Consider the following 25072-nt stretch of genomic DNA (forward strand, 5'->3'; position numbering starts at 1 on the left):
GCCGCCACCCAGCGCTGGCCCGGCTCGCTCAGGTCCACCAGCAGCTCTTCGGTGTGGTGGTCCTTCACCAGCGTACCCACCGGCACGCGGAGGATCATGTCGTCGGCCGCGCGACCGTTGCAGTCGCTGCCCATGCCGTGCTCGCCATTCTTGGCGCGGTGGTGCTGCTGATAGCGGTAGTCCAGCAGTGTGGTGAGCTGCGGGTCTCCCACGAAGATGACGGAGCCACCGTTGCCACCGTCTCCACCATTGGGTCCACCGCGCTCGATGAACTTCTCACGCCGGAAGGACACGGAGCCGTTACCGCCATCGCCCGCCTTCACGAAGATGCGGACCTCATCGACGAACTTCATGAAAGCGTCTCCTGAAAAACGCAGAGCGGGCCGCCTCGCGTCCTGGGCGCCGGAAAGGGCGCGTGGACTGGAGAAGCGACCCGCTCGTGGATGCCTCGCGGCGACCGGCCCTGTGAGGCCGGGTTACCGTCAGGCGCTGGCCTGCTCGGCGGCCGGATAGACCGAGACCTTCTTGCGGTCGCGGCCCAGGCGCTCGTACTTCACGATGCCGTCCACCACCGAATAGAGGGTGAAGTCGCGGCCGAGCTTCACGTTCGACCCCGCGTGGATGACCGTGCCGACCTGGCGAACCAGGATGCTGCCAGCCGAGACTTCCTGGCCGCCGTACACCTTCACGCCGCGGTACTGCGGGTTGGAATCGCGACCGTTTCGCGAAGAACCCTGTCCCTTTTTATGGGCCATGACACCTTGCTCCTGAAGTTGAGGTGAAACCGTCCGGACTAGCCGGAGATGGAGGTGACCTTCACCTCGGTATACGGCTGGCGATGGCCACGGCGACGGGTCCAGCCCTCCTTCTCCTTGCGGAAGTGGAGGACGCGGCGGTGCTTGTCCTGCGCGAGCACCTTGCCCACGACGCGAGCGCCGGAGACCGTGGGACGGCCCACCTTGGGGCTATCCGTGCCGCCCAGCAGCAGGACATCGGTAAAGGACACCTCGGCCCCGATGTCGCCGGTAATCTTCTCGATCCGGAGGACATCGCCCTCGGCGACGCGGTACTGCTTTCCGCCCGTGCGAATCACTGCGTACATCGTCTAACCCCTGTCAGCTTCGGGTTGGGTCAACCCGTGGAATCGGCCGCGCATTTCGGACGGACGGACCGCCCTGTGGCGCAAAGGACGGCCGGATTTACGGGAGATGCCCTGGGGAGTCAAGACGGTTGCTGGATCATCTCGTCCGGCAGTCCAGATTGCCCCTGGGAAAGGGCGACCCTACCTGATGGTCCGGCCAGAGCAAGCCCGGCCGATCACCGTCCAACCAATCTGACTGTCCCCCGGGGGGGAATTCCACAATGAAGAAATTCATGTTCGGCCTGATGGCCGCCGTCACCCTTTTGTTCGGCGCCGGCTGCGGCGGAAACGCCTGCGATGACCTGGAGGACGCGAACAAGGCCCTGGAGGAGAAGGTGTCGGCCTGCGGCACGGATACGGGGGGTGAGGAGGAGGACACCTTCGACAAGGGCGTCTGCGAGGACGCGCTGGATGCCTGCTCGGACAGCGACAAGGACCGGCTGAGCGACCTGGCCGACTGCATCCAGGATCTGCCGGACTGCAGGGTGGGCAGCGAAGTGGAGTGGATTGACCAGTTCAGCGACTGTTTCGACCGCACCGAGGGCATCAGCGCCACCTGCGCCGCCGCCGCTGGCGGGTAGTCGCCCGCCCCTCGCGCTTCACCGGGCCCGGTCTTCCGTCAGGAAGGTCGGGTCCTGTCGTTGGTGCGCTCCGAAGCGCCGCGAGCATCCAGCGCCCGGCGGACGGTGCGGTAGCGGTGGTGGAGGCTCGACTCCAGCGGGTCCAGCGCCAGCCCCCGCTCGTAGGTCTCCAGGGCACGCGACAGTTGCCCTTCTCGCTCCAGCGCGGAGCCGGAGAGATAGTGCACACGCGCCATCCCCGCGGACTGGGGCCTGCGCGCGAGGAACTCCCGCCGGAGGGAATCGAGCTGCTCCGACGTGAGCCCCGCCTCCAGACATCGGGCGACACCTCGGTGATTACCCCGCCAGGCGTCATACAGCGCCCGCTGCGTCACCGTGCCCAGGACGTCTCCGGCCTCATGCAGCCGGCCCAGCACCGAGTCGAGCAGCAGGCACTGCGAGGGTGACAAAGGCCGCTGGCGCAGCGACTCCAGGGAGCCACGGGCCTCGCGTGTGCGGGTGCGCAGGGCGCCCATTTCCAGGTCAGGGGGCACGGCCAGCACCGCATAGTGGTCCCCGGCGAGCCGCGTCCGGTACGACTCCAGCACGTGCGCGGCTTCCGCGTCGTCCGCCATGGGCACGAGTGGAGGAGGTGGACGGCGGTTGGGACCTGCTCGCAGGAGCGCGTCCACGGAGGCCTTGAGCGCCAGCGTGGCTTCGACGAACTGGACGCCGAAGCCCGTGGCCATGCCCCAGACGCGAGCCTGTTCCTCCGGAACGTGGCGCACCACCTCGCAGACGACGGACTGCGGCCCGGAGTCCAGCTCCAGCACCATGGGCAGCCGCGCGAAGATGGGTGGCAGCACCCCCTCGCTGCGCAGGAACAGCCCTCCGCGTGACAGGTCCGAGCCCGTCAGCCAGACCGGCGTCTCCCCGGGCCGCAACACCACGCGCACCGGCAGCTCCACCGTGCGTGCCCTCGATGAAGGAGTCCCACTCCCGAGGGCTGCGCCCACGCTCGGAACACCGCCACGACTCGCGACTGACATCGGCACGAGAGCCTGCGCGGACGGTGCCCCCATGCCGACAGGGTCGCCCACGCGCGGAGCGCCCTCTCGGCTCGCGATAGCCACTGGCGCAGGTGGCGTCCCCATGCCGACGGGCATGCCCGCGCGCGCGGCGCCCTCACGACTCGCGATGGCCACTGGCGCTGGTGGCGTCCCCATGCCGAAGGGCATGCCCGCGCGCGCGACGCCCTCACGACTCGCGATGGCCACTGGCGCTGGTGGCGTCCCCATGCCGACGGGCACACCCACTCGCTGAGCTCCCTCTCGGCTCGCGATAGCCACTGGCGCAGGTGGTGTCCCCGTGCCGACGGGCATGCCCGTGCGAGGACCAACCTCACGACTCGCGCTGGCCGCTGGCGAAGGCGGTGTCCCCGCGCCGAACGGCATGCCCGCGCGAGGACCAACGTCACGACTCGCGACGGCCACTGGCGAAGGCGGTGTCCCCGCGCCGACGGGCATGCCCCCTCGCGGAGCACCCTCACGACTCGCGATGGCTACTGGCTCAGGTGGCGTCCCCATGCCGACGGGCACACCCGCGCGCGCGGCGCCCTCACGACTCGCGACAGGCCCCGGAGGAGCCAGACGCGGAGGCGCTACCGGCGCACTCCGCGGAGGCGACGAGGCCCACCCTGGAGACACGGGCCGAGGCGCCGGCGACCAGGGCGCCATGGCGTCCTCCATCACGACGATTTCCGGTGAGATAGCGGGAGGAACCGTCCTGACGGGCGCTGGCGGAGTCCCGGGAGGACGCGCCGGCTTCGTGCGCGCACGCGCCTCTTCCGCCAGCGCTCCCTCCAGGGCCGCGCGCAGGATGGCAGCCGTCGCGTACCGCTCCTCGGGCGCCTTGGCCAGGGTCCGCAGGATGACCCGCTCCAACGCCACGGGGACCGCCGCATGCACCGAGCGAGGCGGCGGCGGCGCCCGCATCTGATGGGCCACGAGCTGCGCCGTCAGCCCCTCGTCCTCGAAGGGCAGGCGCCCGGTAACCAGCTGATAGGCGATGACGCCCAACGCATACAGGTCCGCGCGCCCGTCCACGCGACGACTGAGTGACTGCTCCGGGGCCATGTACTCGGGCGTGCCCACGATGATGCCGGCGTGGGTCTGCGGCATGTTCGCATCCGCCAGCTTCGCGATGCCGAAGTCGAGCACCTTCACGAAGGGCGTGCCCCGCCCGCGCCGCACCAGGAAGATGTTGTCCGGCTTGAGATCGCGGTGGACGATTCCACTCAAGTGCGCGGCCTGGAGCGCGTCGCACACCTGCGAGAGCACCGACACCACCGCCGGTGCGGGCAGCGGCGTGCCCACCCAGGCCGACAGCGGCGCGCCGTCCAGGTACTCCATGATGAGGTACGGCCGGGGCGGCCCCGCGTTCAGGTCGAAGATGCTGACGATGTTCTCGTGGCCGATGACATTGACGGCCCGAGCCTCCGCGTGAAAGCGCTGCACCAGCTCCGGGTACATGGCCAGGTGCTCGTGCAGGACCTTCACCGCCACCCGACTGCCGATGGACACGTGCTCGCCCAGGTACACCGTCCCCATGCCGCCGCGCCCCAATCGGCGCACCAGTCGGAAGCTGCCCAGACGAGCGCCCACCAAGGGGTCTGCTTCCTCGCTCGCCACGGGGCACCTCGGCCTGGGCGCCGGCCCCTCTCCTTCCGCGCGAACCAGCGTCGAGCAAGACGTCGCCGACCCATGTCGCTGGCCGCACGCCTCGCACGCATCACCGCTGCTCACCTCGGCCATGCCACTCCCCCGGGCCTGCCCTGCTAATCTGGACATTCCCGTCCCGAGCTGACCACTGGCGGCCCGCGAGGATGTCGGCTGGTGTGACGCAAGCCAGCGCCGCGGTACATGAAGACGGTCCGCCGGCCGACGCTGTCGATGCCGACAATCCATCACGCTCGATTAGAGTGCGCAGCCCATGTCCGGAACCTCACGCCGCATCCCCCTCCTCGACCTGTCCCACTACCGAAGCGGCACACCCACCGAGCGCGCTCGTTTCGTACAAGTCTTCGGTGAGGGGTTGAGGGAGTTCGGCTTCGTCTCCATCGTCGGCCATGGCATCGACGACGCGCTCATCCGCCGCACCTACTCGGACGTGGAGCGACTGTTCCAGCTCCCCGAGGACGTGAAGACGCGCTACGCGGTGCCGGAGCTGGCGGGCCAGCGCGGCTACACCGGCTTCGGCAAGGAGCACGCGAAGGACCGCAAGGTGGGGGACCTGAAGGAGTTCTGGCACGTGGGCCGCGAGCTTCCAGCCGGCCACCCGTACCTGAAGGACTACGGCGCCAACGTGTGGCCCGGGGAAGTGCCCTCCTTCCGCGACAACACCCTGTCGCTCTTCCGCGAGCTGGATGGCGCCGCTGGCGTCATGCTCCAGGCCCTGGCGGAGTTCTTCGGCGTGGCGCGCACGACGTTCAGTGACATGGCCACCGACGGCAACTCGGTGCTGCGGCTCATCCACTATCCGCCGCTGCGCGAGCGCTTCATCCCGGGTGGAGTCCGCGCCGCCGAGCACGAGGACATCAACCTCATCACCCTGCTGTGCGAAGGCACCGCGTCCGGCCTGGAGCTGCTCACGCGCGACGGCGAGTGGCTGCCCGTGGACACGCTGCGTGGGCAGATTGTCGTGGACTCCGGCGACATGCTCAGCCGCGTGACGAACGAGGTCATCCCCGCCACCACGCACCGGGTGGTGAATCCGAAGAGCACGGACGAGGACACCGTCCGCTACTCGCTGCCCTTCTTCGTGCATCCGTTCTCGGACTGCGTGCTCAAGCCGCTGCCCAGCACCGAGACGCCGGACAACCCGGCCCGCCACGCGCCCATCACCGCAGGCGCCTTCCTGCAACAGCGTCTGCGGGAGAACGGACTCTTGAAGTAGGCACACGCTTCCGCCCGGTGGACGGCGCGAGCTCGCGCCCCACCGGTTGCCCTGGCCCATTCGTGGACGACGCCCTCTCCCCCACGCACGTCGAGCTGTTCGCCCTCCAGCCCCGTATCGCGCTCGAGGACTACGCGTCCCCCGCGGCCTTCACCGCGAAGCACCGTGCGCTCGCGGCACGAATCGATGGCCTGCGGGCGCGTGACGCCTCTAGCCGTCCCCTTCATCCCGCCCTCGCGGTGTGGCCAGAGCTGGTGGGCGCGCCCCTGGGGATGATGGGCCACCTGGCCCGCGTGCGGCGCCACACGACGACTCGAAGCGCCATGCGGCGAGTGGCGCTGGCCGAGTGGGGGCCGATGTGGCGCGCCTGGAGAACACTCCAGCCTCCGACGCGAGAAGAGTGCCTCTACGCCGCGCTCGCCTCCCGAGTGCATCGCGTGGTGCACGAGACGTTCTCCGGCATCGCCCGGGACTTCGGCCTGTGGGTCGTGGCGGGCAGCGCGTTGCTCCCGGACAACAGGCGAGGATTCGGCACCCCGGACTTCGAGCCCCGAGGCGCGCGCACGTACAACACCAGCCACACCTTCAACCCCGAGGGCCACTGCGTGGCGGTGACGCGCAAGGTGAATCTGGTGCCCGGGCGCGAGGACGTGCTGCACCTGAGCCCCGGACGGCCCGAGGACCTGACGGTGCTCGCCACGCCCTTCGGCCGACTGGGAACGCTGTTGGGCTACGACGCCTTCCGAAAGCCCCACACCACGAAGGAGCCCTGGTTCGTCCCCTGCGCGCAGTACCTGGACGCCTTGGGTGCTGACATCCTCGCCCACCCATCCGCCAACCCGTGGCCGTGGGACTCACCGTGGCCCTTCGACTCGACGGGAGACAACCCACGCGCGGGAGGCGAGCAGTGGTTCGACGAGGGCCCTGCCTCCCAGCTCTCCAGCTTCCGCCGGGTCCGCTACAGCGTGACGGCCCAGCTCGCGGGAGACCTGTTCGACAACCACTTCGAGGCGCCCTCGCTCATCCTCCAGCGCACGGACGAAGCACCTCCACGGGTGCTCGCGCGCTCGGAGAATCCACGGGACGAGGACGTGCTCCACGTCACCGTGCCCGCGTGTCCCGCGTAATCAGTCGCCGAGCTTCTTCTTGAGCAGCTCGTTGACGAGCGCGGGGTTGCCCTTGCCCTTCATGGCTCGCATCACCTGGCCCACGAAGAAGCCGAACACCTGCTTCTTGCCCGCGCGGTACTTCTCAATCTCGCCCGCGTTCTTCGCGAGGATGTCGTCCACCACGGCCTCGATGGCGCCCGTGTCGCTCACCTGAGCGAGCCCCTTCTCCGCGATGATGTCCGAGGCCGAGCGGCCCGTGCGGAACATCTCCGCCAGCACGTCCTTGCCCGCGTTCGCCGACACCGTGCCCTGGTCCACCGCGCCCAGCAGCTCCGCCAACTGCACGGGCGTGAAGCGCACCGAGGTCACCGTCGAGCCCTCTTCCTTCAAGAGCCGCAGCAGCTCCCCGAGGAACCAGTTGGAGAGCTTCTTCGCGTCGGGGTAGCGCTCGGCGCACGCCTCGAAGAAGTCCGCGAGCGGGCGCTCCGCGGTGAGGATGCGCGCGTCATACACAGGCAGGCCGTACTGATTCACGAAGCGCTGGAGCTTCGCGCGAGGCAGCTCCGGTAGTTCGTGGCCCACCGCCTCGATGACCTCCGTCGTCACGTGGAGCGGCGGGAGGTCTGGCTCCGGGAAGTAGCGGTAGTCGTGCGCGTCCTCCTTGCTGCGCATGGAGCGAGAGACGCCCTTGTTGACGTCCCACAGGCGCGTCTCCTGGTCCACCTTCCCGCCGGACTCGATGACGTCCACCTGCCGCGAAATCTCGTACTCGATGGCCTGCTTCACGAAGCGGAACGAGTTGAGGTTCTTCAGCTCGCAGCGCTGGCCATAGGTGTCGGAGCCCTTGGGCATCACCGACACGTTGGCGTCGCATCGGAAGCTGCCCTCGTCCAGGTTGCCGTCGTTGACGCCCAGGTACACGAGCACGTCGCGCAGCGCCTTGAGGTACTCCACCGCCTCGTCCGCGTCGCGCAGGTCCGGCTCGCTGACGATTTCCAAGAGCGGCACGCCCGCGCGGTTGAGGTCCACCAGGCTCTGCCCCCCGCCCGCGTCATGCACGCTCTTGCCCGCGTCCTCCTCCATGTGGATGCGGCGCACGCGGATGAGCTTCTCGCCCTGCGGCGTGTCGATGAGCAGCTTGCCGTACTCGCAGATGGGCAGGTCGTACTGCGTAATCTGGTAGCCCTTGGGCAGGTCCGGATAGAAGTAGTTCTTCCGGCTCCACACGCTCTTCGCGTTGACGCGGCACTCGAGCGCCAGGCCCGTACGGATGGCGAAGTCGACGACGCGCTCGTTGAGCACGGGCAACACGCCGGGCATGCCCAGGCACACAGGACACGTGTTGCGGTTGGGCTCCGCGCCGAACGCGGTGGAGCAGCCGCAGAAAATCTTCGACTGCGTGAGGAGCTGCGCGTGGACCTCGAGGCCGATGACGGGCTGGAAATCGCTCACGGGCATGGCGGTGTCACCGATGCGGACCTCGTGCCCTAGACGGGCGCGAGGCGGCGGAAGAAGTCGTGCTCGCGCTCGAAGGCCCGAGCGATGCGCAGCAGGAGGGCCTCGTCGAAGGCCCGTCCCAGAATCTGGAGTCCCACCGGCAGCCCCGCCTTCGTGAAGCCGCAGGGCACCGACAGGCCCGGCACGCCCGCCAGGTTGCAGGGCAACGTGTAGACGTCCATCAGGTACATGGACAGCGGGTCATCCACCTTCTCGCCCAGCTTGAACGGCGCCACCGGGGAGATGGGGGCCACCAGCGCATCCACCTCCTGGAAGACGCGCGTGAAGTCCTCGCGGATGAGGGTGCGGACCTTCTGCGCGCGCAGGTAGTAGGCGTCGTAGTAGCCGGCGGACAGCGCGTACGTGCCCAGCATGATGCGGCGCTTCACCTCTGGCCCGAAGCCCCGCTCGCGCGTCAGCGAGTACAGCTCCTTGAGGCCGCGAGCGTCCTTGGCCCTGAGGCCGTAGCGCACGCCGTCGTAGCGGGCCAGGTTGCTGGACGCCTCGGCGGGAGCGATGAGGTAGTACGTCGCCAGCGCGTACTTCGTATGCGGCAGCGACACGTCCACCAGCGTCGCGCCCAGGCGCTCATACTCGCGCAAGGCCGCGCGCACGGAGGCCTCCACTTCCGCCTCCATGCCCTGGGCGAAGTACTCGCGCGGCACGCCCAGCTTCAGCCCGCGCACGCCCTTCTCCAGCTCCGCCGAATAGTCCGGCGTCTTCACCGGCGCGGACGTGGAGTCCCGTGGGTCATGCCGCGCCAGGATTTGAAGCAGCGCCGCCGCGTCCGACACCGTGCGCGTCATCGGCCCGGGCTGGTCCAGCGACGAGGCATAGGCGATGACGCCGTAGCGCGACACACGCCCATACGTGGGCTTGAGGCCCACCGTGTTGGTGAAGGCCGCGGGCTGGCGGATGGAGCCACCCGTGTCCGTACCCAGCGCGCCGAACACCTCACGCGCGGCCACCGCCGCCGCCGAGCCTCCCGAGGAGCCTCCCGGCGTGCGCGTCACGTCCCAGGGATTGTGCGTGGGAAAGTACGCGCTGGACTCATTGGAGGAGCCCATCGCGAACTCATCCAGGTTGAGCTTGCCCAACAGCGGCAGGCCCGCCTCGCGCAACAGGCGCACCACCGTCGCGTCCAGCGGCGGCACGAAGCCCTCCAGCACGCGCGAGCCGGCGGTGGTCTCCAGTCCCTCGGTGAGGAAGAGGTCCTTGAGTCCCACGGGCACGCCGTCCAGGGGGCCTGCCGGAGTGCCCGCCTTGCGGCGCGCATCACTGGCCTCGGCGGCGGCCAGGGCACCGGCCTCGTCCACTCGCAGGAAGGCGCGAATCTTCGGGTCCACCCGATGGATGCGCTCCAGACACGCGCGGGTGGCTTCCACGGAGGACACCTGACCCGCGGCCAGCTTCTCCGCGAGCTCCAGCATCGTCAGGTCCGTGAGCTGCATGACGTGGGGCTCCCCTCCGGACTACTCGATGATTTTGGGCACCGCGAAGGACGTGCCCGACTTCGCCGGGGCGTTGGCCAGCGACTTCTCGGGAGGCAGCGAAGGCCGCGTCACGTCCTCCCGCAGGAGCGAGGCCGTCAGCGTGGCGTGCGACGTGGGCTCCACGTTCTCCACGTCCAACGACTGCAACTGCGTCACCGCGTCCAGCACCGCCGACAGCTGCGTGGACAGGCGCTGCTCCTCCTCGGGAGTCAGCGCCAGCCGCGCCAGCGTGGCCACATGTCGCACCTGCTCGAGCGTGAGGGCCATGCGTGGAAGCCTCCGACCGCGAGTGACTACTTGCGCTTGAAGAGGTTCAGGATGGCGCCCATCACCTTGCCACTGCCCTCGTGGCCGTGGTGCGCCATCAGCTGCTCCAGCTCACCGGAGTCCAGGAAGACGCCGCCGCAGTTGAAGCACGTCTCCAGCTCGATGTTGCCCTGCTTGAGCGTCTGGAGGTCCATGCCGCACTTGGGGCACTTCATCCAGTGGAGCTTCTTGAGGTCCTCGCGCTGCTTCTCCGCCGTCTCCGCGGCTTGCTGGAGCGCCAGCTTGCGCTTCTTTTCGATGTCCTCCCGGGCGAAGTACTCTTCCTCGCTCGAGGACGGCTTGTCGGTGTCTGCCATGGCGATGCTCCTCCAAGAAATCGTGGCGGCACCATACCCCCTCTGGTGGAGGGTGCAGCCGAAATGTAGGCCCCGTGTCCGGCACCTTCCGCCCGGGCTGGAGCGACTGCCGGAAAATTGACCAGACCCCCTCCCTCCCTACACTCGCGACGGGCATTGCTACAGCCCGCTACGCGGCTGAGACGCGCAGAGGGAAGAAGGTCATGACGGCGAAGAAGGGTCGGGCGGAAAAGGCGGTACTCTCCCGTCAGGAGATCGCGACGCGTCGCAAGGCGCTCGCGGACAAGCGACGGAAGGCGGGCGCCGAGGGAGGCGACGGCAGCGCGGGGCGTGCCATCACCGGCGTGTTCCTGCTCGCGGCGTCGCTCTTGTCCCTGTTGGCGGTCGCCACGTTCGACGCCCATGACAGGGTCGGACCGGGCTTCCGCAACGCGGTGGGCCCCATGGGCCACCTCATCGCGGAGACGCTGCGAGGGATGCTGGGCGTGTGCGCCTACCTGGCCCCCGTAGGTGGGCTCTACACGGCCATGGTGCTCTTCGTGGGCAGCCGCGAGCGCAAGCGGGGTCCTCAAATCATCAGCCTCGTGCTGCTGACCGTGAGCATCTCCGTCCTGGCGCAGCTCATGTTCGCCGGGGACAAGGGCTGGGCGCACCCGCCGGGTGGCGCGCTGGGCGCCGGCCTGGGTGGGGTGATGGAGGGGCTGTTCTCCACGGTCGGCACCGTCATCCTGGTGACGGCCATCAGCGCCGCCGCCCTCATCGTCGGAACGCAGTACACGTTCTTCAAGCTGTGCTCGCTGGTGTGGGCGGGCCTGAGCGTGCTGGGCCGCCGCGTCGCCGAGTCCGCGAACGTCTTCTGGGAGGCCCAGAAGGCGTCCTACAAGGTCCGTCAGGAGCGCGCCGCGGAGGAGAAGCTGGAGGAGGCCGCGTTCCTCGCGCAAATCGAAGCGGATGAGGAAGAGCTGGCCGAGGCCGAGCGCGCCGCCGAAGAGGCCGAAGCCGCCGAGGCGGAGGCCATGGCCGAGGAGGCCGTGCGCCTGGCCCGGCAGAACGAGAAGGAGCAGGCCCTCGCCGCGAAGCTGGCCCTCAAGGACGGTCGCGAGAAGGGGGAGAAGCGCAAGGCACTGCCGCTCCCCGCCGAGACGGACTCGCTGCCGCCCACGTCCTCGCCGGCCCTGCCCGCCGACAACAGGCTCGCGCTGCGCGCCGAGAAGCGTCCCGCGCCCGGAGCGGACCCGGCCTGGGCCGCGTCGTTCCTCGCGCCCGCGCCCCACTCCACCCCGATTGTCCCCGAGGGTGTCGAGCCCCCGAGGAGCCGCCGGAAGACTCCGAACATCGTCACCGGTCCGGGCACGCCGCCCGTCGCCGCGCTGCCGGAGAACCACGAGCCCGCGCCCGCGGCCCCCATCATCGCCGCGCCGGCGCCTCAGCCCGTCGCGCAGGCCCCTGCCCCGGCTCCCGCGCCCGCCACCCCGGCAGCGGCGCGCATGCCGCTCATCGTCGCGCCCAAGGCGCTGGCCGCGCCCACCGGGAAGAAGGCCCAGGACCAGTTCGAGTTCGTGGGTGACCGCAAGAGCTTCTCGCTGCCGCCGCTGGACGTCCTGGAGTGCGACAAGCAGGAGCGCTCCGAGCTGGACAAGGACGCCTTCCTCTCCACGGCGGAGAAGCTGCGCGCGAAGCTGGCCGACTTCGGCATCGTCGGCGAGGTGGTGGAGATTCGTCCCGGCCCCGTCGTCACCATGTACGAGTTCCTGCCGGGACCGGGCATCAAGGTGAGCAAGATCGCCGCGCTCGCGGACGACCTGGCCATGGCCATGGAGGCGATGCGCGTGCGCATCGTCGCGCCCATCCCCGGCAAGGGCGTGGTGGGCATCGAGGTTCCCAACAAGGACCGGGAGACCGTCTACCTCAAGGAGATCGCCGAGCAGGACGCCTTCATCAAGAGCGCCAGCAAGCTGACCATGTGCGTGGGCAAGGACATCGAGGGCATGCCCTATGTCTTCGACCTGGCCAAGGCGCCCCACCTGCTCATCGCCGGCACCACCGGCTCCGGCAAGTCGGTGGCCGTCAACTCCATGATCATGAGCATCCTCCTCAAGTCCACACCGGAGGAGGTCCGCTTCATCATGGTGGACCCGAAGATGCTGGAGCTCTCCATCTACGAGGGCATCCCGCATCTGCTCCTGCCCGTCGTGACGGACCCGAAGAAGGCGGCGCTCGCGCTGCGCTGGGCCGTGGAGGAGATGGAGCGCCGCTACCAGCTGCTTTCCGAGGCGGGCGTGCGCAACATCGCCGGCTACAACAAGCTGGTGGAGAGCTCCGCCACCGAGGTGAAGGGCGCGTCGGGCACTCCCGAGGCCGCCCCGAAGAAGAAGTCGAAGCCCAAGAAGATGCTCGTGCTCGACGTGGAGGGCGGCGACAAGCCCGCCTCGAGCGGGGACGGACTGGGCGTGGCCGTGCCTCGGGACGACGACGAGCTGCACGAGGCGCAGGGGTCCGACGCGCCGGACGAAGTGCCCGAGGTGGAAGCCGAGGCCGACGACGAGTCGGACGTGCCCTTCGTCTCGGCAGGCGACAAGCCGGAGAAGAAGGAGCTCAAGAAGCTGCCGTACATCGTGGTCATCATCGACGAGCTGGCGGATTTGATGATGGTGGCCAGCCGCGAGGTGGAGACCTACGTGGCGCGCCTGGCGCAAATGGCGCGTGCGTCCGGCATCCACCTGATGGTCGCCACGCAGCGTCCGTCCACGGACGTCGTCACCGGCGTCATCAAGGCGAACTTCCCCACGCGCATCAGCTTCATGCTGCGCTCCAAGCCGGACTCGATGACGATTCTGGGCACGGTGGGCGCGGAGGCCCTGCTGGGCATGGGCGACATGCTCATCATGCCGCCCACGAGCGCGCACCTGCAGCGCGTGCACGGCGCCTACGTGTCGGAGAACGAAATCAAGAAGGCGGTGGACCACCTCAAGGCACAGGGCAAGCCCGTCTTCGACGAGTCCATCCTCAAGCCGCGCGACGAGGACGTGGAGTCTGGTGGCGAAGAAGACGAGCTGTCCGACGAGCTGTACGACCAGGCGCTCGCGACGGTCAGCGAGATGCGGGCCGTCTCCATCTCCATGCTCCAGCGCAAGATGCGCATCGGCTACAACCGCGCGGCTCGCATGATTGAGCGCATGGAGCGCGACGGTGTGGTGGGCGCGGCGGATGGCGCCAAGCCCCGCGAGGTACTCATCCGGGGTGTGGGCGACATGCCCGGCGCCGGAGCCATGTAGGGCCGCCAGGAAAGCGGCCCCGATTGTTCATCGTGGGGGTGTCCGGAGCGGTCCGGGCGCCCCCTCTTCGTTTCCCCCACCTCACGACATCCCAGGTGAGCGCCCATGATTGTCGCCATCTCCCGCTTCCGCCCCGCACCCGAGGAGGCCGAGCGCCTGATTGCCCGCTTCCAGGAGCGCGCGCGGCGGGTGGACACCCATGACGGCTTCCTGGGGCTGGAGGTGCTGCGGTCCTTCGAGCGCTCGCCGGAGCTCCTGCTGGTGACGCGCTGGCGGGACAAGGAGGCGATGCGGAGCTATTTCCAGTCGGAGGACTTCCGGCGCGCCAAGGAGGCCAGCGCCGAGCAGGACGGGGCGACGTTCGCCATCTACGAGGTGGTGGGCACCTGAGGCGTCTTGTGGGTTCCCAAGCAGTCCCAGGTCGTCTAAGGGCGGTGTCTTATGGCTGAACGCATCGCCCTTTTCGCCACCACGGCTCGCGGCACCGAAGACCTTCTCGCGGACGAGCTCAAGGAGCTTGGCGCGCGCCGCATCCGTCAGGACCGCGGTGGAGTCCGCTTCATGGCCTCGCTGGACGAGGCCCTCATGGTCTGCCTCTGGTCCCGCATCGCCATGCGCATCCTCTACCCGCTGGGCACCTTCGAGGCCCACGGCGCGGAGGGCCTGTACGAAGCCGCCGCGAGCGTCCCCTGGGAGGAGCACCTGACGCCCACCACGACGTTCGCGGTGGATGCCACGCTGAAGGACAGCGAGCACAGCCACTCGGGCTTCGTGGCGCTCAAGGTGAAGGACGCCATCGTCGACCGGATGCGCACCAAGGTCGGCACGCGTCCGGACGTGAACACGAAGAACCCGGACGTGAGCGTGGTCGCGCACCTGTCGCGCGAGACGCTGTCGCTGTCATTGGACCTGTGCGGCGACGCGTTGAATCGCCGGGGCTACCGCGTGCGGCCCACCGTCGCGCCGCTCAAGGAGACGCTGGCCGCCGCCGTGCTACGCGCCGCGCACTACACGGGCGAAGAGGCGCTGGTGGATCCGATGTGCGGCTCCGGCACGTTGCTGATTGAAGGCGGGATGATGGCCCGTCGCCGAGCGCCCGGACTCAACCGCGACTTCGCGGTGGAGCGCTGGCCCGTCATCGGCCCGCGCGCGAAGGAGCTGCTCGTGGACCTGCGCGCGGATGCCCGCCGCAACGAGCGCAAGGTGGAGGTCCCCATCTGGGGCTTCGACAAGGACCCGGAGGCCCTGGAGGCCGCCCAGCGCAACGTGCAGGCCGCACGGCTGTCGGAGGAAATCATCCTGGCCGAAGCTGACGCGACAGACCTGCCGCACCTGCCCGCCGCCAGTGGCCTGCTGCTCACCAATCCGCCCTATGGAGACCGGCTCACGGGCTCCGGCGGACAGAAGGGCATGAAGAGCTTCTATTACAAGCTGGGCGAGTCCCTGCGCGTGCCCGGCTGGCGCGTCTGGGTGCTCTCCGGCAACCCGGCCTTCGAGAGCGCGTTCCATACGCGTCCCTCCGCGCGCCGGGAGATGTGGAACGGCCCCATCGAATGCACGTTGCTCGGCTACCGGGCCGCGGGCAGCAGCCACCTGGACGAAAACTCAGAAGCGCCGCTCCGTGCGCCGAAGCAGCCGGCCAATGTTGCTCCGGTGCGTCCACAGCATGAGGGCGAAGAGGACAGCTGAGAGGCCGGTGTACTCCGGGGCCCGGGCGGTGAAGGCCGACGTGCCCACCGCCGTGGCTCCGGCCGCGAGCGAGCCCAGGGAGCTGACCCGCCACACCGCGAAGAAGGTGATGTACGCGGCACCCGCGGCCAGCGCGGCCAGCGGAGCGAGCACCAGCAGCACGCCCAGCGCGGTGGCCACGCCCTTGCCGCCGTGCAGCTTGAGCCACACCGGATAGACGTGGCCCAGCACCGCGGCCAGGCCCACCAGCACGTGCACCGTGGGAAGGTCCGGCACGAGCTGCAGCGCGAGCGCGACGGGCAGCGCGCCCTTCACCGCGTCCAGCACGAGCACCACCGCGCCCAGCTTCTTGCCCGCGACGCGGGTGACGTTGGTGGCGCCGATGTTGCCGCTGCCGCTCTGGCGCACGTCCACGCCACGCAGCCATCGCGTCAGCAGGACACCGAAGGGAATGGAGCCGGCGAAGTAGCCCAGCAGGACGAGCGCGAAAGTCACGACCCCACGCTATAGCAGCAGGTGGGGGAAGCGCGTCTTCACCACCACGTAGGCGTAATTCACCAGGAGGATGGCGGGCATCACCATCTGGAACACCTTCCACTCCCGGGGCGAGAGTCGGATTTCGGGGATGGGGACGGCGAAGACGAGGTGCAGCACCGTCACCACGACCGCCAGGGCGAACAGGAAGGCGGCCACCGTCCCCAGGGGGTTGGCCTCCCAGGCCCCCTCGAAGTTGAAGTGGGCGAAGCGGTCGGCCGCGCGCGTCAGCCCACAGCCGAGGCAGGGCCAGCCTGTCCGCTCGCGCAGCACACAGCCCCAGAAGGGGATGAGCTTCGCCACGGGGATGTACCGGGCCACGAGCAGTCCCACGAGGCCGATGAGCCCCAGGTAGTCCACGGTGCCGAGGCGTCGATTGCGAGGAGGGAGGAAGACCTTCATGCGCGCCTCGCCCAGAGGTGTGCGGGAGTCCCACTCTAGTACGGGCGCCGCCTTGCCGGGGCAACGAGTTTTGGCTAAGCGAGCGAGTCATGAACTCGCTCCGCACGTCCCTGATGCTGCTGGTCGCTGTTCCCCTGATTGCGTTCGCCGGCGACAAGACGCCCGCCAAGGACAAGGCCGCGGCGGCCGACTGTCACCACCCCGCCGAGGCCGCCAAGGCAGCGCCGAAGCCCGAGGCGACCGCCGCCACGGCGCCTGCCGCCGCGCAGGAGAACTGGAAGCTCACCCGGGGCGAGGCGCTCAAGGGCGCATCTCCCGTGAAGCTCGCGGACCTGCTGGCGAAGCCCCAGCCCCATGACGGGAAGACGGTGCGGCTCGAGGGCACGGTGCGCAAGGCGTGCGAGAAGAAGGGCTGCTGGATGGAGCTGGCGACGGACCCCCAGGCCAAGGGGCCGGGCGTGCGCGTGACGTTCAAGGACTACGGCTTCTTCGTCCCGCTGGACTCGGCGGGCTCGCAGGCGCGCGTGGAGGGCGTGGTGAAGGTGGCGGAGCTGAGCGAGGGCCACGCGTCGCACTACGAGGCGGAAGGCGCCATCGTCCCGCGTGGCGCGGACGGCAAGCCGCGCGAGGTTCAGCTCGTCGCGACGGGCGTTGAGCTGCGCCGTTAGAACATGGCGCGCAGCTTCAGCATGAGGGGCGTGCAGGGCGCGGCGGACCGCGCCGTGCAACACGCTCGGACGTGGTTGCTGGAGACGGAGCCGGGCTCGCGCGTGCATGACGTGCAGTCAGACCCCCGCTTCCAGCACCGTGGCGTGGACCTCCTCTGGGAGCTGCCGACGGGAGAGGTGCGCGGCATCGAGGTGAAGGGCGACCGCAACGCCACCCGACGCCGCTACTTCTTCGAGCTGGTCTCCAACCTGGAGAAGGACACGCCGGGCTGCTTCCTCTACAGCGGCGCGGACCTCCTCGTGTACGTCTTCCTCTCGCAGGGAGAGCTGCACGTGATGCCCCTCAAGGCGGTGCGTGACTGGTTCCTGCCACGCGCGAAGGAGTACACGCTCAAGCACGCCTTCACCCAGACAGGCGCCATCCGCTACACGACGGTGGGCGCGGTGGTGCCCACGCGTGATGTCGTGGAAGGCGTGCCCCGGGTGCTCAAGATTCCGTTGAAGCGCTCGACGCCCCTGGCGACCCAGGAAGTCGCCGCGCTGGAAGGCGAAGTCGCCTCGCCGGATTCACCTCCGACGACGGCGCTGACGGAGGGCGGCGGCGAGGCCTCCGCCGAGCAAGCGACCGCGCGGGCCGCGGAGGCCGCGACCTCTCCAAAGAAGAAGGCACGGCGCAAACAACCGGCGCGGCAGGCGCGGAGCACAGGCTCGAACACCGCCGAGTAGGGCCTCTCCAGGGCACATCGACGGTCACGAGGGCATCCCTCGCCGACTTCGTCGCGAGCTCACCCGTTCGCCTGAGGGACTTCGCGGGGCAGTATGACGAGAGCAATACCTCGTCGCATGCGCCTCGCGAGCCCATCACGGTCGCCGGAGGCGCCTCGCGGTGGGGTGCGCCGCGAGCGACTCCTCATCGCATGCGCCTCACCGTCTTCGCGTTCACGGATGCCTCTGGAGGCGCCGGTGGCGCGCCCTGCCCTTCTGGGCGCGACGCGCGAGCACTCGCCCGCGCGCCGCGAGGTGCTGGCTTCAGCGCCCGTGACGGTGACGGGTGTGGCCGGGATGGATGCGGTCGTGCTCCGCATTGAGGCGGTCGGCCGTGCGCACCAGGTCCAGCAGGGAGACGCGGTCGTTCTGCGCCTTGTAGACGTGCTCCAGACGGGGAACGAGGTCCAGCGCCAGGTGCAGGTCCTTGGTCGACTCGGCCCACTCCAGCAGCATGCGGCCAGCCGAAGCGGCGGGACCATTCGCCTTCAGGTGGATGAGGCCGTCCACGGCCAGAATCCGAGCGATGGGCGTACGCGCCGTGTCCTCGGTCAGCTTCACCAGGTCCGACACGGCCGCGTCCTGCTCGCCGCGCGCCGCGCGCACCATGGCGCGGGAGATGCCCTTGCGGTCCGGCAGGAAGAACTCCTCCAGGTCCGCGAACGACTCCGCGTGAGCCCCGTGCCCCGAACGGGCGAGCGTCTCCGCGAGGCTGTCGAACAGCTCCGCGTCCTTCTCCGAGAACGGCGCCAGCGCCTCCTGCATGAAGCGCTCCTGGGGCCCGCCCTTGTCATCCACGGGCAGTCGCGCGCGCAGGCCGTTCATCTTCTCGAAGGCCGGAGCCACCGGAGCGTCCGCCGCGCCATTGAGCAACTGGAGCAGCGACTTCATGAGCGAGGCGAGCGTATCCGTCAGCTCGTACGGTGCCACGCGGTCCGGCAGCCAGCGGCGCCACAGCTCCACCGGCGCCGCCACCACGAAGTCCTTGAAGGGGCCCGTGCCCTTCCACTGGGCCTTCCACTGTTGGGCGATGCCCAGCGGGAAGGTCGTCTCCGAGAGCTTTCGGAAGTCCTCCTCGGCCACGGAAATACCGTAGTGACCGAGCGTTCCGACCAGGGCCTCCGTCGAGTACTCCTTCAGGCCCTTCTGCTGCCACGCCTTGTCCACACGCTGCGCGCTCACCTGGTTCTCCGCTGCCCCTGGGCGCCGGCCATCGGCGCATGCGGACTTCTAGCGGAAGCGGAGCCCGCAGTGCAGCGGCACTTGCACCTCCCCGTCACGCGGCGGACGCGGGGGGCGCCATCTTCGGGACGGTGGGCCAATGGACGGGGTTGCGCCGCCCGTCCTCCACCCGACGCGCCAGATAGGGCTCACAGCCCCGGGCCTCGAAGGCCTTCTTCCAGGCCGCGAAGCTCCCCCCGGCACGCCAGGCGTCCATCGCGGCCAGCCCACCCTCCGGGCCACATTGGGCCAGCATGTACTCCACCCACGCCCATCGGGCGGACGTGGGACGCACCTCGGCGCGTCCACGCAGGCCCTTGCGCAGCCTCTCCAGCCGATTCTCGACCTCCTTGATGCCCGCGAAGGGTGCCCCGTCCAGCGGCGTGTTCCGCTTGGCCACGAAGGGTGCCACCCCCAACGCCACGGGAAGGATGCGAGACAGCTCCGAGGTGAAGCGGATCAATTCGTCGATGTCCTCGTCCCCTTCGAAGGGAAGCCCCACGACGTTGTAGACCTTGAGCTGCTTCATGCCAGCCGTGCGGGCGTACCCCGCCGCACGGACAATCTGTTCCTCCGAGTGCTTGCGGTCCACCATGTCCCGCATGCGCTGCGAGGCCCCGTCCGCCGCCACCGTCAGGTTGGTCGCCCCACCGCGGCGGAGCTGATCCACCAGCTCCTGCGTCAGCCGATCCGCCCGGAGTGACGACACTCCGACTTCCTTCCCCGCGTCCACGAGCGTGCGCAGCAGTTCGACGATGCGCGGATGATCCGTCACCGCCGCGCCCACCAGGCCCACCCTCCGGGCGTGCGCGGGGATCAGCGACAGCACTCGCTCTGGAGGCACCGTGCGCATGCCCCCGTTCGTCGTGCGGCGCATGACGCAGTAGTGGCAGCCGCGCGAGCACCCCCGCTCCGGCTCGATGAGGAACATCGAGCGCAGCTCGGTATGCGGGGTGATGATCTGCGTGCGTGCAGGCAGCCTCGAATCCGTCGCCCGAGCCACGTGGTAGCGCTGGCCTCCGCGCCCCGGCACACGAAAGCCAGGGATGCGTGCCAGGTGGTCCAGCAGGGCCTCGCGCTCCATCGTGGCCGCCGCCTCCACCAGCACGTGCATGAGGTCTTCCGCCTCGCCCTGGACGAGCACGTCCACGAAGGGCTCCAGCGGATCCGGGTTGGAGAACGTCAGGGGCCCTCCCGCCACCACCAGGGGATGGCGCCCATCCCGGCGCTCCTCCGCCAGCACGGGCAGCCCCGCCAGCTCCAGCATCGTGAAGAACCCCGTCAGCTCCAGCTCATACGCCACGGAGAACGCCAGCATCGCGAAGCTGGAGACGGGAGCCTGGGACTCCCACGTGAACAACGGCGTCCGGGTGCGCTTGAACGCCTCCACGTCATCCGGAAGGAAGGCGCGCTCGGCGGTGGCACCCGGGTGCTCGTGAACCTCCCGGTAGATGGCCTGGAAGCCCAGCGAGCTCATCCCCACGTGGTAGGGGCTCGGGTAGCAGAGGGCCACGCGGAAGGGAGCCTCCTTGTAGAGGGTGCCTTCTTCGTCGTCCAACAGCGAGCGGACGTGGTGGATGAGTGAGTAACGGCCCTCCATGTTCCTCCAGACAGAAACAACCCTGACAGACAGGTACAGCCCATCAAACACCGCGGCCCCGTCAGTCCACTCCTTGAGGAGGGCTGGCGGGGCCGCGAGGCGCCACCTGTCAGGTGGCGCTGTTCAGCGTTGAACGACTACCTGAAGGACGGAATCTGCTTCGAAGGGACGCAGTAGGCAACCGGCGTCCCATCCGGATTGGTCCGAACCGTGAGGCACTCCGCGGCGAAGTCGGGGTTCAGACCCGACGTCGGACCGCAAGCACTCGCATCCGTCGGACTGCACGCAATCGCGGGCCACAGGGCACGCATCGTGTAGTTCGAGGCGCAACCATCCTTCGTGTACTTCAGCTCACCCTTCAGCTGCGTGCCGGGCGCGGACGGAGCCGCGTAGACCTCCACGTTGGTGAACTCGTAGCGGATCGTCGTGGCCGCAGCGGTACTGGTCGCCGCGGCATTGACAGTGGCCGCCGACAGCGAGGGAGCCAGGCAGAAGTCCTTGGCATCAGGCTCCGAAGCCAAAGCCCCCAGCGCCGTCTGGTCCGTCGTGGCCCCCGGATCCCGGCCCGCGATGCTCGCCAAGCCGTTGGGACGAATCGTGAGCAGCGAGTTGTTCAGGTTGTCCGGGTCATTGAACTTGAAGACGCCGATCAACTCGCCAGGGGGAGCAACGATCTCGCAAGCACCACCACCGTTCGCAAGGGTGGGGGAGTCCACGGCATCGTACTTGACCACCCAGTTGGCGTTGTCCTGAACGAAGCAGGGCGCCTCTGGCTGGTCGAAGTTGCAGCCCGTCAGCACGCTTGCCGTGCCAACGAGGACCATCGCAGCATTGAAAATGTTCTTGGTCATGTGACTTGAAATCCCGGTTCCGTGAGTGGCCAGAGACTAGAACGTGTACCGGACGCCAAGGCGCATCTGCCGCGGCGGCTGGTAGCTGGTCGGGTTCTTGAAGTTGGGGTTGATGTCACCGTCCACGCTACCGAACGGCTCACCCTCGCGCTCTTCGCCTTCCTGCCACGTCACGTTGCCCGGCAGGTCGCTGGGCTTGCCGTTCGGGATCGGGGCGACGCTGAGCAGGGTGTACGTCTGGTCCACCGTGCTGACGCCCTGGAAGTTGAAGAGGTTGAAGACGTCGAGGGTGACGGAGATCACGCTGTCCTTGCTGACGCGGTAGTTGACGCCAATGTTGGAGTCAATGACGTTCAGCCAGGGCGTACGGCCACCCGCGCCACGGGGGAGGACGAAGGACTCGTCCGAACCGTAGAGAGCGTGCGCACCGAAGTAGTTGATCGGCGTGCCGGAGTTGCCACGGTAGGACAGACCGATGCTCGCGGAGAGTTCGTTGGTGAAGTTGAACTCCTTCGCGCCGAACACCTTGATCTGGTGGGTACGGTCGAACGGGAGCAGACCCGTGCGGTTCGCCAGGAGGCTGATGAGGTCGAAGTCCGACAGGATGTTCGGGTCGAGCTGAGCAGTCTCCGGACGGAACAGACCCGGGTAGTTACCATACAGACGGGACCAGGTGTAGTTCGCCTGGGCCAGCCAGCCGTCCGAGAACGTGCGGTTCAGGTAGACGGTGACGTTGTCGTAGTTACGCTCCGGCTTCGGGAACTCCTTGGCGAAGCCGCTGCCCGGGTTGCCGAGGAAGTACGACCGACCGTCATCGCGGCTCATGTCCTCGATGACCATGTTCATGTCGCGGTGGGTGTAGCTGGCGCCCACGCGGGTGTTCGCGATGAGCTCGTACTCGCCGCCGACGACGATTTCGTCGGACGACTGCGGGTTGATGTCCGGGTCGATCGGCTCGTTCTCCACCTTGCCGCCCGTGAAGAGGCGGTTCGGGTTACGGAGGCTCTCCGGCTGAGCGAGGACGTAGTTGGGATCCCGGCACTCGGTCTCCTGGCTCTCGCGGCTGGACGGGTCGCAACCACCCTCCTCACCCGGCTCCACCATGGCGCGGCGGGCCTCGTAACGACGCTCACCCGGGAACGCGCGGTCGAGCATGTTCAGCGGAACCTGCTCGTAGTACCGGGCGAAGTTCACGAAGAACTTCGTGCGGCCGTTGGCGAACGGGTCGACGATGGCGCCGATACGGGGCGACCACTGGTTGCCGAGGATGAGGGCCAGATCGCCATCACCGCCGTACATCGCCTGCACGTCGTAGCGCACGCCGAGGTTCAGCGTGACGCGGTTGGCGATGGACCAGGAGTCCTGCAGGAAGCCACCGACCGTGGTGCTGGTGGTCTTCGACTGCTGGGTCAGCTGGGTGATGGGGCTGTCAGGGGACGCCTGGTAGCCGTAGCGGCGGTAGTCATGAACCGCGATTCGCTGGGGCCCTCCCGTGTAGGGCTGCCCGTTGAGGGTCGCACCCGTGTACGGGCGATTCTCCTGGAAGTACACGCCGCCGCCGTACGCCTTGAGCTGGTCGTACGACAGGAACTCGGTGTCGACACCGGCCTTCAGCACGTGGGTGCCGAGCGCGTTCAGCAGGTACGTGGCCTTCGCGTTGATCTGGTAGCGATCCAGCTTCGCGTCGGACATCAAGCCAGGACCACCCAGCGTGTAGCCCGTCACGGGGCAACGCTCGACCGAGATCGGCCTGCCTTGATCGTCGACCGTCTCCAGCGGATTGCACGCCGCTTCCTGACCCTCGGGCAGGTTCTCGAACACCGTCAGCCGGCGCTCGAAGTTGTAGAGCATGCGGGAGTAGCCCGCGAGGCCCTGCGACGTGCCGATCTTGCTGCCGTCCGCCGGAAGGGTGGACGCCGTCTGGTGGAACCAGCCGAGGTTCGCGTCGACCAGGACCTTCTTGTCCATGAACGCGCCCGCGTACTTCAGGGCCAGCGACGTGGCGTTCGCGTTGGTCTCCGTGAAGGCGAAGTCGCCCGGACGGGAGGACAGCGCGCCTGGCAGACCACCGGACTGCGGGTTGATGCTCAGCTTGCCCATGCCACCGGTCGTCGTCGGGGTGCCGTTGAGGGCGATCGAGACGTTGTGGTCCTGGTTGATGAGGTACGTCAACTTACCCATGTACTGCACGGTCCGGGTGTCGGCGTAGTACTGACGGTCAGAGCCCGCGATGGGGTCGACGACGGTGAAGCCCTCGTCGTTGGTCACCGTGGAGCCGTCCGCGTTCAGCCGGATGGCGTTCAGCGTGCGGGTGTGCTGGTAGCGCGTGAACGACGGCGCGAAACCGGCGAAGAACCACAGCTTGTCCTTGAGGATCGGGCCACCGAGGGTCGCGCCGAAGTCACCCAGGTTCTGCAGCTCGTTGAGGCCACTGATGACAGTGCCCTCTTCCTGGATCTGCTTGCGGGTGCCTTCGAAGGTTCCCGGCGTCCAGTTCGCGAACACGGAGCCGTGGAACTCGTTGGAGCCAGACCGGGTCACCGCGTTGATGACACCGCCCGTGGAGCGACCGAACTCCGGCAGGTAACCGCCGGTGATGATGTTCACGTCCTGCACGAACTCGATGCTCATCGGGCTGGCGTTCACGCCGTAGGCGGGGTCGTTCGTGGACAGACCGTCCACCACGTACCCGTTCTCAGGCGAGGTCGCGCCGTTGATGGACACACCGTACTGGTCGTTCTGGGCGCCAGGCGCCAGCTCGGCCAGGGACTCGAAGGAGCGAGCCGCTCCTCCCTTGCCACCCGGACGGGCCACGGCGATGCGCTTGATGAACTCCTGATCCACGTTGACGCCCGTGGTCGTGGAGCCCACGTCGATGGTCGGCGGCGCGCCGACGATCTCCACCACTTCACCGAGGGACTCGGGGAGCAGCTCGACGTTGACGCGGATGGTGCGGTTCAGACGCAGCTGGACGTCAGAACGTGCGTACGGCTTGAACTGCTCTTTCTCGAACCGCAGGGTGTAAACACCAGGCGGCAGCTGGGGAATACGGTAGTTGCCCTGAGCGTCGGTAACCACGGTCTGCTCACCCTGAAGGTTGGGCGAGGTCGCGGTGACAACAACGTCAGGAACAGGCTGCCGGCTTTGAGCGTCGATGACAGTACCGATCATCGTGCTCGACTGCGCGAAAGCCGCCGATCCATAAAGCAGACCTGCGGCCAGGACAACTCCGGTTTCCCGGAGCACTCGGTTCAAGTGCATACCAGACCCCTCCAAGGTGGGCTGCAACCGAAAATGACTGGGGAAAATATCCGAGGTCAAGCAGTTGTCAATAGACCGTTGCTTTTTGGTAACCAGTGGGGCAATTGCGCGATCACGTCAGTTACCCTTGACCGTGCTTGCTTGAACCCGGAACGCGTTTCTGTATGGTAGCGCGCCCTTTCAGCCGGGCGGGGCGTGGTGGGTGTCCACTGGTGATGAGGAGTCTAGTACATGTTTGATTCAGTCCTTGACCGCGGTCAGGCGCCCAGAGCGCGGTTCGGCGTGGGGACCACCATCTCCGTGATCCTGCACGTCGCATTGTTCGGCGTGGCCTACTTCCTGTCGACGAGGGAACCGGTCGAGGAGGAGAAGGAGATCGAGGTGACGCTGAAGGCCACCATGGCCCCGCCTCCTCCTCCCCGTCTCTTA

21 protein-coding genes and 3 pseudogenes are annotated in these 25072 nt (G+C 68.3%); 9 read left to right on the forward strand and 15 right to left on the reverse strand.

What is annotated here, in order from left to right:
- From FJV41_RS32605 to rplU, 3 genes and pseudogenes are all read right to left on the reverse strand, one after another.
- Positions 1-353: pseudogene (locus FJV41_RS32605) on the reverse strand (GTPase ObgE); the annotation flags it as partial.
- Between the two features lie 129 nt (positions 354-482).
- Positions 483-755 carry a 50S ribosomal protein L27 gene (rpmA, locus tag FJV41_RS32610; protein ID WP_141646505.1) on the reverse strand — a complete coding sequence of 91 codons (273 nt, stop codon included), beginning with the start codon at positions 753-755 and terminating at the stop codon, positions 483-485.
- 38 nt (positions 756-793) lie between these two features.
- Entirely contained in the window at positions 794-1102 is a 309-nt protein-coding gene (gene rplU / locus FJV41_RS32615; protein WP_141646506.1) for a 50S ribosomal protein L21, read from the reverse strand.
- 260 nt (positions 1103-1362) lie between these two features.
- On the opposite strand from rplU, the gene FJV41_RS32620 reads away from it, so the two are divergent.
- The gene (locus FJV41_RS32620) at positions 1363-1722 is read left to right on the forward strand and encodes a hypothetical protein (protein ID WP_141646507.1); all 360 of its coding nucleotides are present in this window, start codon (positions 1363-1365) and stop codon (positions 1720-1722) included.
- 38 nt (positions 1723-1760) lie between these two features.
- On the opposite strand, the gene FJV41_RS56915 is transcribed toward FJV41_RS32620, so the two are convergent.
- Complete coding sequence (locus FJV41_RS56915) at positions 1761-3449, reverse strand: PilZ domain-containing protein (RefSeq protein ID WP_438616768.1); 1689 nt, start codon at positions 3447-3449, stop codon at positions 1761-1763.
- An 86-nt stretch (positions 3450-3535) separates the two neighbouring features.
- A pseudogene (locus tag FJV41_RS56920) lies at positions 3536-4514 on the reverse strand (serine/threonine-protein kinase); the annotation flags it as partial.
- A 178-nt stretch (positions 4515-4692) separates the two neighbouring features.
- On the opposite strand from FJV41_RS56920, the gene FJV41_RS32635 reads away from it, so the two are divergent.
- The gene (locus tag FJV41_RS32635) at positions 4693-5655 is read left to right on the forward strand and encodes an isopenicillin N synthase family dioxygenase (protein ID WP_141646508.1); all 963 of its coding nucleotides are present in this window, start codon (positions 4693-4695) and stop codon (positions 5653-5655) included.
- A 62-nt stretch (positions 5656-5717) separates the two neighbouring features.
- Positions 5718-6782 (forward strand): carbon-nitrogen hydrolase family protein, encoded by a 1065-nt coding sequence (locus tag FJV41_RS32640; RefSeq protein WP_141646509.1) that lies wholly within the window; start codon positions 5718-5720, stop codon positions 6780-6782.
- Here FJV41_RS32640 and gatB read toward each other — a convergent pair whose 3' ends face one another.
- From gatB to FJV41_RS32660, 4 genes are read right to left on the reverse strand one after another with little or no spacing between them, the layout of a single operon-like run.
- A complete protein-coding gene (gene gatB / locus FJV41_RS32645; protein ID WP_141646510.1) occupies positions 6783-8222 on the reverse strand; it encodes an Asp-tRNA(Asn)/Glu-tRNA(Gln) amidotransferase subunit GatB in 1440 nt (479 codons plus the stop codon).
- A gap of 29 nt (positions 8223-8251) precedes the next feature.
- Complete coding sequence (gene gatA, locus FJV41_RS32650) at positions 8252-9712, reverse strand: Asp-tRNA(Asn)/Glu-tRNA(Gln) amidotransferase subunit GatA (protein ID WP_141646511.1); 1461 nt, start codon at positions 9710-9712, stop codon at positions 8252-8254.
- A gap of 21 nt (positions 9713-9733) precedes the next feature.
- On the reverse strand, positions 9734-10021 hold the full coding sequence (gatC, locus tag FJV41_RS32655) for an Asp-tRNA(Asn)/Glu-tRNA(Gln) amidotransferase subunit GatC (protein WP_141646512.1): 288 nt from the start codon (positions 10019-10021) through the stop codon (positions 9734-9736).
- 26 nt (positions 10022-10047) lie between these two features.
- Complete coding sequence (locus FJV41_RS32660; protein WP_141646513.1) at positions 10048-10377, reverse strand: TFIIB-type zinc ribbon-containing protein; 330 nt, start codon at positions 10375-10377, stop codon at positions 10048-10050.
- Between the two features lie 203 nt (positions 10378-10580).
- Between FJV41_RS32660 and FJV41_RS32665 the strand changes: the two genes are divergently transcribed.
- From FJV41_RS32665 to FJV41_RS32675, 3 genes are all read left to right on the forward strand, one after another.
- Positions 10581-13652, forward strand: coding sequence for an FtsK/SpoIIIE family DNA translocase (locus FJV41_RS32665; RefSeq protein WP_181791088.1), 3072 nt, complete (start codon positions 10581-10583; stop codon positions 13650-13652).
- A 105-nt stretch (positions 13653-13757) separates the two neighbouring features.
- The gene (locus tag FJV41_RS32670; protein ID WP_141646515.1) at positions 13758-14042 is read left to right on the forward strand and encodes an antibiotic biosynthesis monooxygenase family protein; all 285 of its coding nucleotides are present in this window, start codon (positions 13758-13760) and stop codon (positions 14040-14042) included.
- Positions 14043-14093: 51 nt separating this feature from the next.
- Complete coding sequence (locus tag FJV41_RS32675; RefSeq protein ID WP_141646516.1) at positions 14094-15341, forward strand: THUMP domain-containing class I SAM-dependent RNA methyltransferase; 1248 nt, start codon at positions 14094-14096, stop codon at positions 15339-15341.
- On the opposite strand, the gene plsY is transcribed toward FJV41_RS32675, so the two are convergent.
- Positions 15258-15836 (reverse strand): glycerol-3-phosphate 1-O-acyltransferase PlsY, encoded by a 579-nt coding sequence (plsY, locus tag FJV41_RS32680; RefSeq protein WP_141646517.1) that lies wholly within the window; start codon positions 15834-15836, stop codon positions 15258-15260. The genes FJV41_RS32675 and plsY overlap by 84 nt on opposite strands.
- Positions 15837-15845: 9 nt before the next feature.
- Positions 15846-16277, reverse strand: a complete 432-nt coding sequence (locus FJV41_RS32685) for a DUF2752 domain-containing protein (protein ID WP_141646518.1) — start codon at positions 16275-16277, stop codon at positions 15846-15848.
- Positions 16278-16366: 89 nt separating this feature from the next.
- Here FJV41_RS32685 and FJV41_RS32690 point away from each other — a divergent pair, with 89 nt between their 5' ends.
- Entirely contained in the window at positions 16367-16945 is a 579-nt protein-coding gene (locus FJV41_RS32690; protein ID WP_174454817.1) for a DUF4920 domain-containing protein, read from the forward strand.
- A gap of 3 nt (positions 16946-16948) precedes the next feature.
- Positions 16949-17671, forward strand: coding sequence for a hypothetical protein (locus tag FJV41_RS32695; RefSeq protein WP_246137567.1), 723 nt, complete (start codon positions 16949-16951; stop codon positions 17669-17671).
- 303 nt (positions 17672-17974) lie between these two features.
- On the opposite strand, the gene FJV41_RS32700 is transcribed toward FJV41_RS32695, so the two are convergent.
- The 4 genes from FJV41_RS32700 to FJV41_RS32715 all read right to left on the reverse strand — a co-directional run bounded on the left by FJV41_RS32700 (position 17975) and on the right by FJV41_RS32715 (position 24643).
- Positions 17975-18892: a hypothetical protein gene (locus FJV41_RS32700; RefSeq protein ID WP_181791090.1), complete on the reverse strand. Its 918-nt coding sequence runs from the start codon at positions 18890-18892 to the stop codon at positions 17975-17977.
- 94 nt (positions 18893-18986) lie between these two features.
- Positions 18987-20531 carry a radical SAM protein gene (locus FJV41_RS32705; protein ID WP_141646520.1) on the reverse strand — a complete coding sequence of 515 codons (1545 nt, stop codon included), beginning with the start codon at positions 20529-20531 and terminating at the stop codon, positions 18987-18989.
- 137 nt (positions 20532-20668) lie between these two features.
- On the reverse strand, positions 20669-21382 hold the full coding sequence (locus FJV41_RS32710; protein ID WP_141646521.1) for a hypothetical protein: 714 nt from the start codon (positions 21380-21382) through the stop codon (positions 20669-20671).
- Positions 21383-21418: 36 nt separating this feature from the next.
- Entirely contained in the window at positions 21419-24643 is a 3225-nt protein-coding gene (locus tag FJV41_RS32715) for a TonB-dependent receptor (protein WP_141646522.1), read from the reverse strand.
- 231 nt (positions 24644-24874) lie between these two features.
- Between FJV41_RS32715 and FJV41_RS53200 the strand changes: the two are divergent.
- Positions 24875-25072: pseudogene (locus FJV41_RS53200) on the forward strand (energy transducer TonB); the annotation flags it as partial.

This window comes from Myxococcus llanfairpwllgwyngyllgogerychwyrndrobwllllantysiliogogogochensis, from assembly GCF_006636215.1.
Classification (GTDB): Bacteria; Myxococcota; Myxococcia; order Myxococcales; family Myxococcaceae; genus Myxococcus; species Myxococcus llanfairpwllgwyngyllgogerychwyrndrobwllllantysiliogogogochensis.

Bases quoted from the DNA above. Each gene is read 5' to 3' on its own strand.
- rpmA (WP_141646505.1), bottom strand. From the start codon at position 755: ATGGCCCATAAAAAGGGACAGGGTTCTTCGCGAAACGGTCGCGATTCC.
- rplU (WP_141646506.1), bottom strand. From the start codon at position 1,102: ATGTACGCAGTGATTCGCACGGGCGGAAAGCAGTACCGCGTCGCCGAG.
- FJV41_RS32620 (WP_141646507.1), top strand. From the start codon at position 1,363: ATGAAGAAATTCATGTTCGGCCTGATGGCCGCCGTCACCCTTTTGTTC.
- FJV41_RS56915 (WP_438616768.1), bottom strand. From the start codon at position 3,449: ATGGAGGACGCCATGGCGCCCTGGTCGCCGGCGCCTCGGCCCGTGTCT.
- FJV41_RS32635 (WP_141646508.1), top strand. From the start codon at position 4,693: ATGTCCGGAACCTCACGCCGCATCCCCCTCCTCGACCTGTCCCACTAC.
- gatB (WP_141646510.1), bottom strand. From the start codon at position 8,222: ATGCCCGTGAGCGATTTCCAGCCCGTCATCGGCCTCGAGGTCCACGCG.
- gatA (WP_141646511.1), bottom strand. From the start codon at position 9,712: ATGCAGCTCACGGACCTGACGATGCTGGAGCTCGCGGAGAAGCTGGCC.
- gatC (WP_141646512.1), bottom strand. From the start codon at position 10,021: ATGGCCCTCACGCTCGAGCAGGTGCGACATGTGGCCACGCTGGCGCGG.
- FJV41_RS32660 (WP_141646513.1), bottom strand. From the start codon at position 10,377: ATGGCAGACACCGACAAGCCGTCCTCGAGCGAGGAAGAGTACTTCGCC.
- FJV41_RS32665 (WP_181791088.1), top strand. From the start codon at position 10,581: ATGACGGCGAAGAAGGGTCGGGCGGAAAAGGCGGTACTCTCCCGTCAG.
- FJV41_RS32670 (WP_141646515.1), top strand. From the start codon at position 13,758: ATGATTGTCGCCATCTCCCGCTTCCGCCCCGCACCCGAGGAGGCCGAG.
- FJV41_RS32675 (WP_141646516.1), top strand. From the start codon at position 14,094: ATGGCTGAACGCATCGCCCTTTTCGCCACCACGGCTCGCGGCACCGAA.
- FJV41_RS32685 (WP_141646518.1), bottom strand. From the start codon at position 16,277: ATGAAGGTCTTCCTCCCTCCTCGCAATCGACGCCTCGGCACCGTGGAC.
- FJV41_RS32690 (WP_174454817.1), top strand. From the start codon at position 16,367: ATGAACTCGCTCCGCACGTCCCTGATGCTGCTGGTCGCTGTTCCCCTG.
- FJV41_RS32695 (WP_246137567.1), top strand. From the start codon at position 16,949: ATGGCGCGCAGCTTCAGCATGAGGGGCGTGCAGGGCGCGGCGGACCGC.
- FJV41_RS32705 (WP_141646520.1), bottom strand. From the start codon at position 20,531: ATGGAGGGCCGTTACTCACTCATCCACCACGTCCGCTCGCTGTTGGAC.
- FJV41_RS32710 (WP_141646521.1), bottom strand. From the start codon at position 21,382: ATGACCAAGAACATTTTCAATGCTGCGATGGTCCTCGTTGGCACGGCA.
- FJV41_RS32715 (WP_141646522.1), bottom strand. From the start codon at position 24,643: ATGCACTTGAACCGAGTGCTCCGGGAAACCGGAGTTGTCCTGGCCGCA.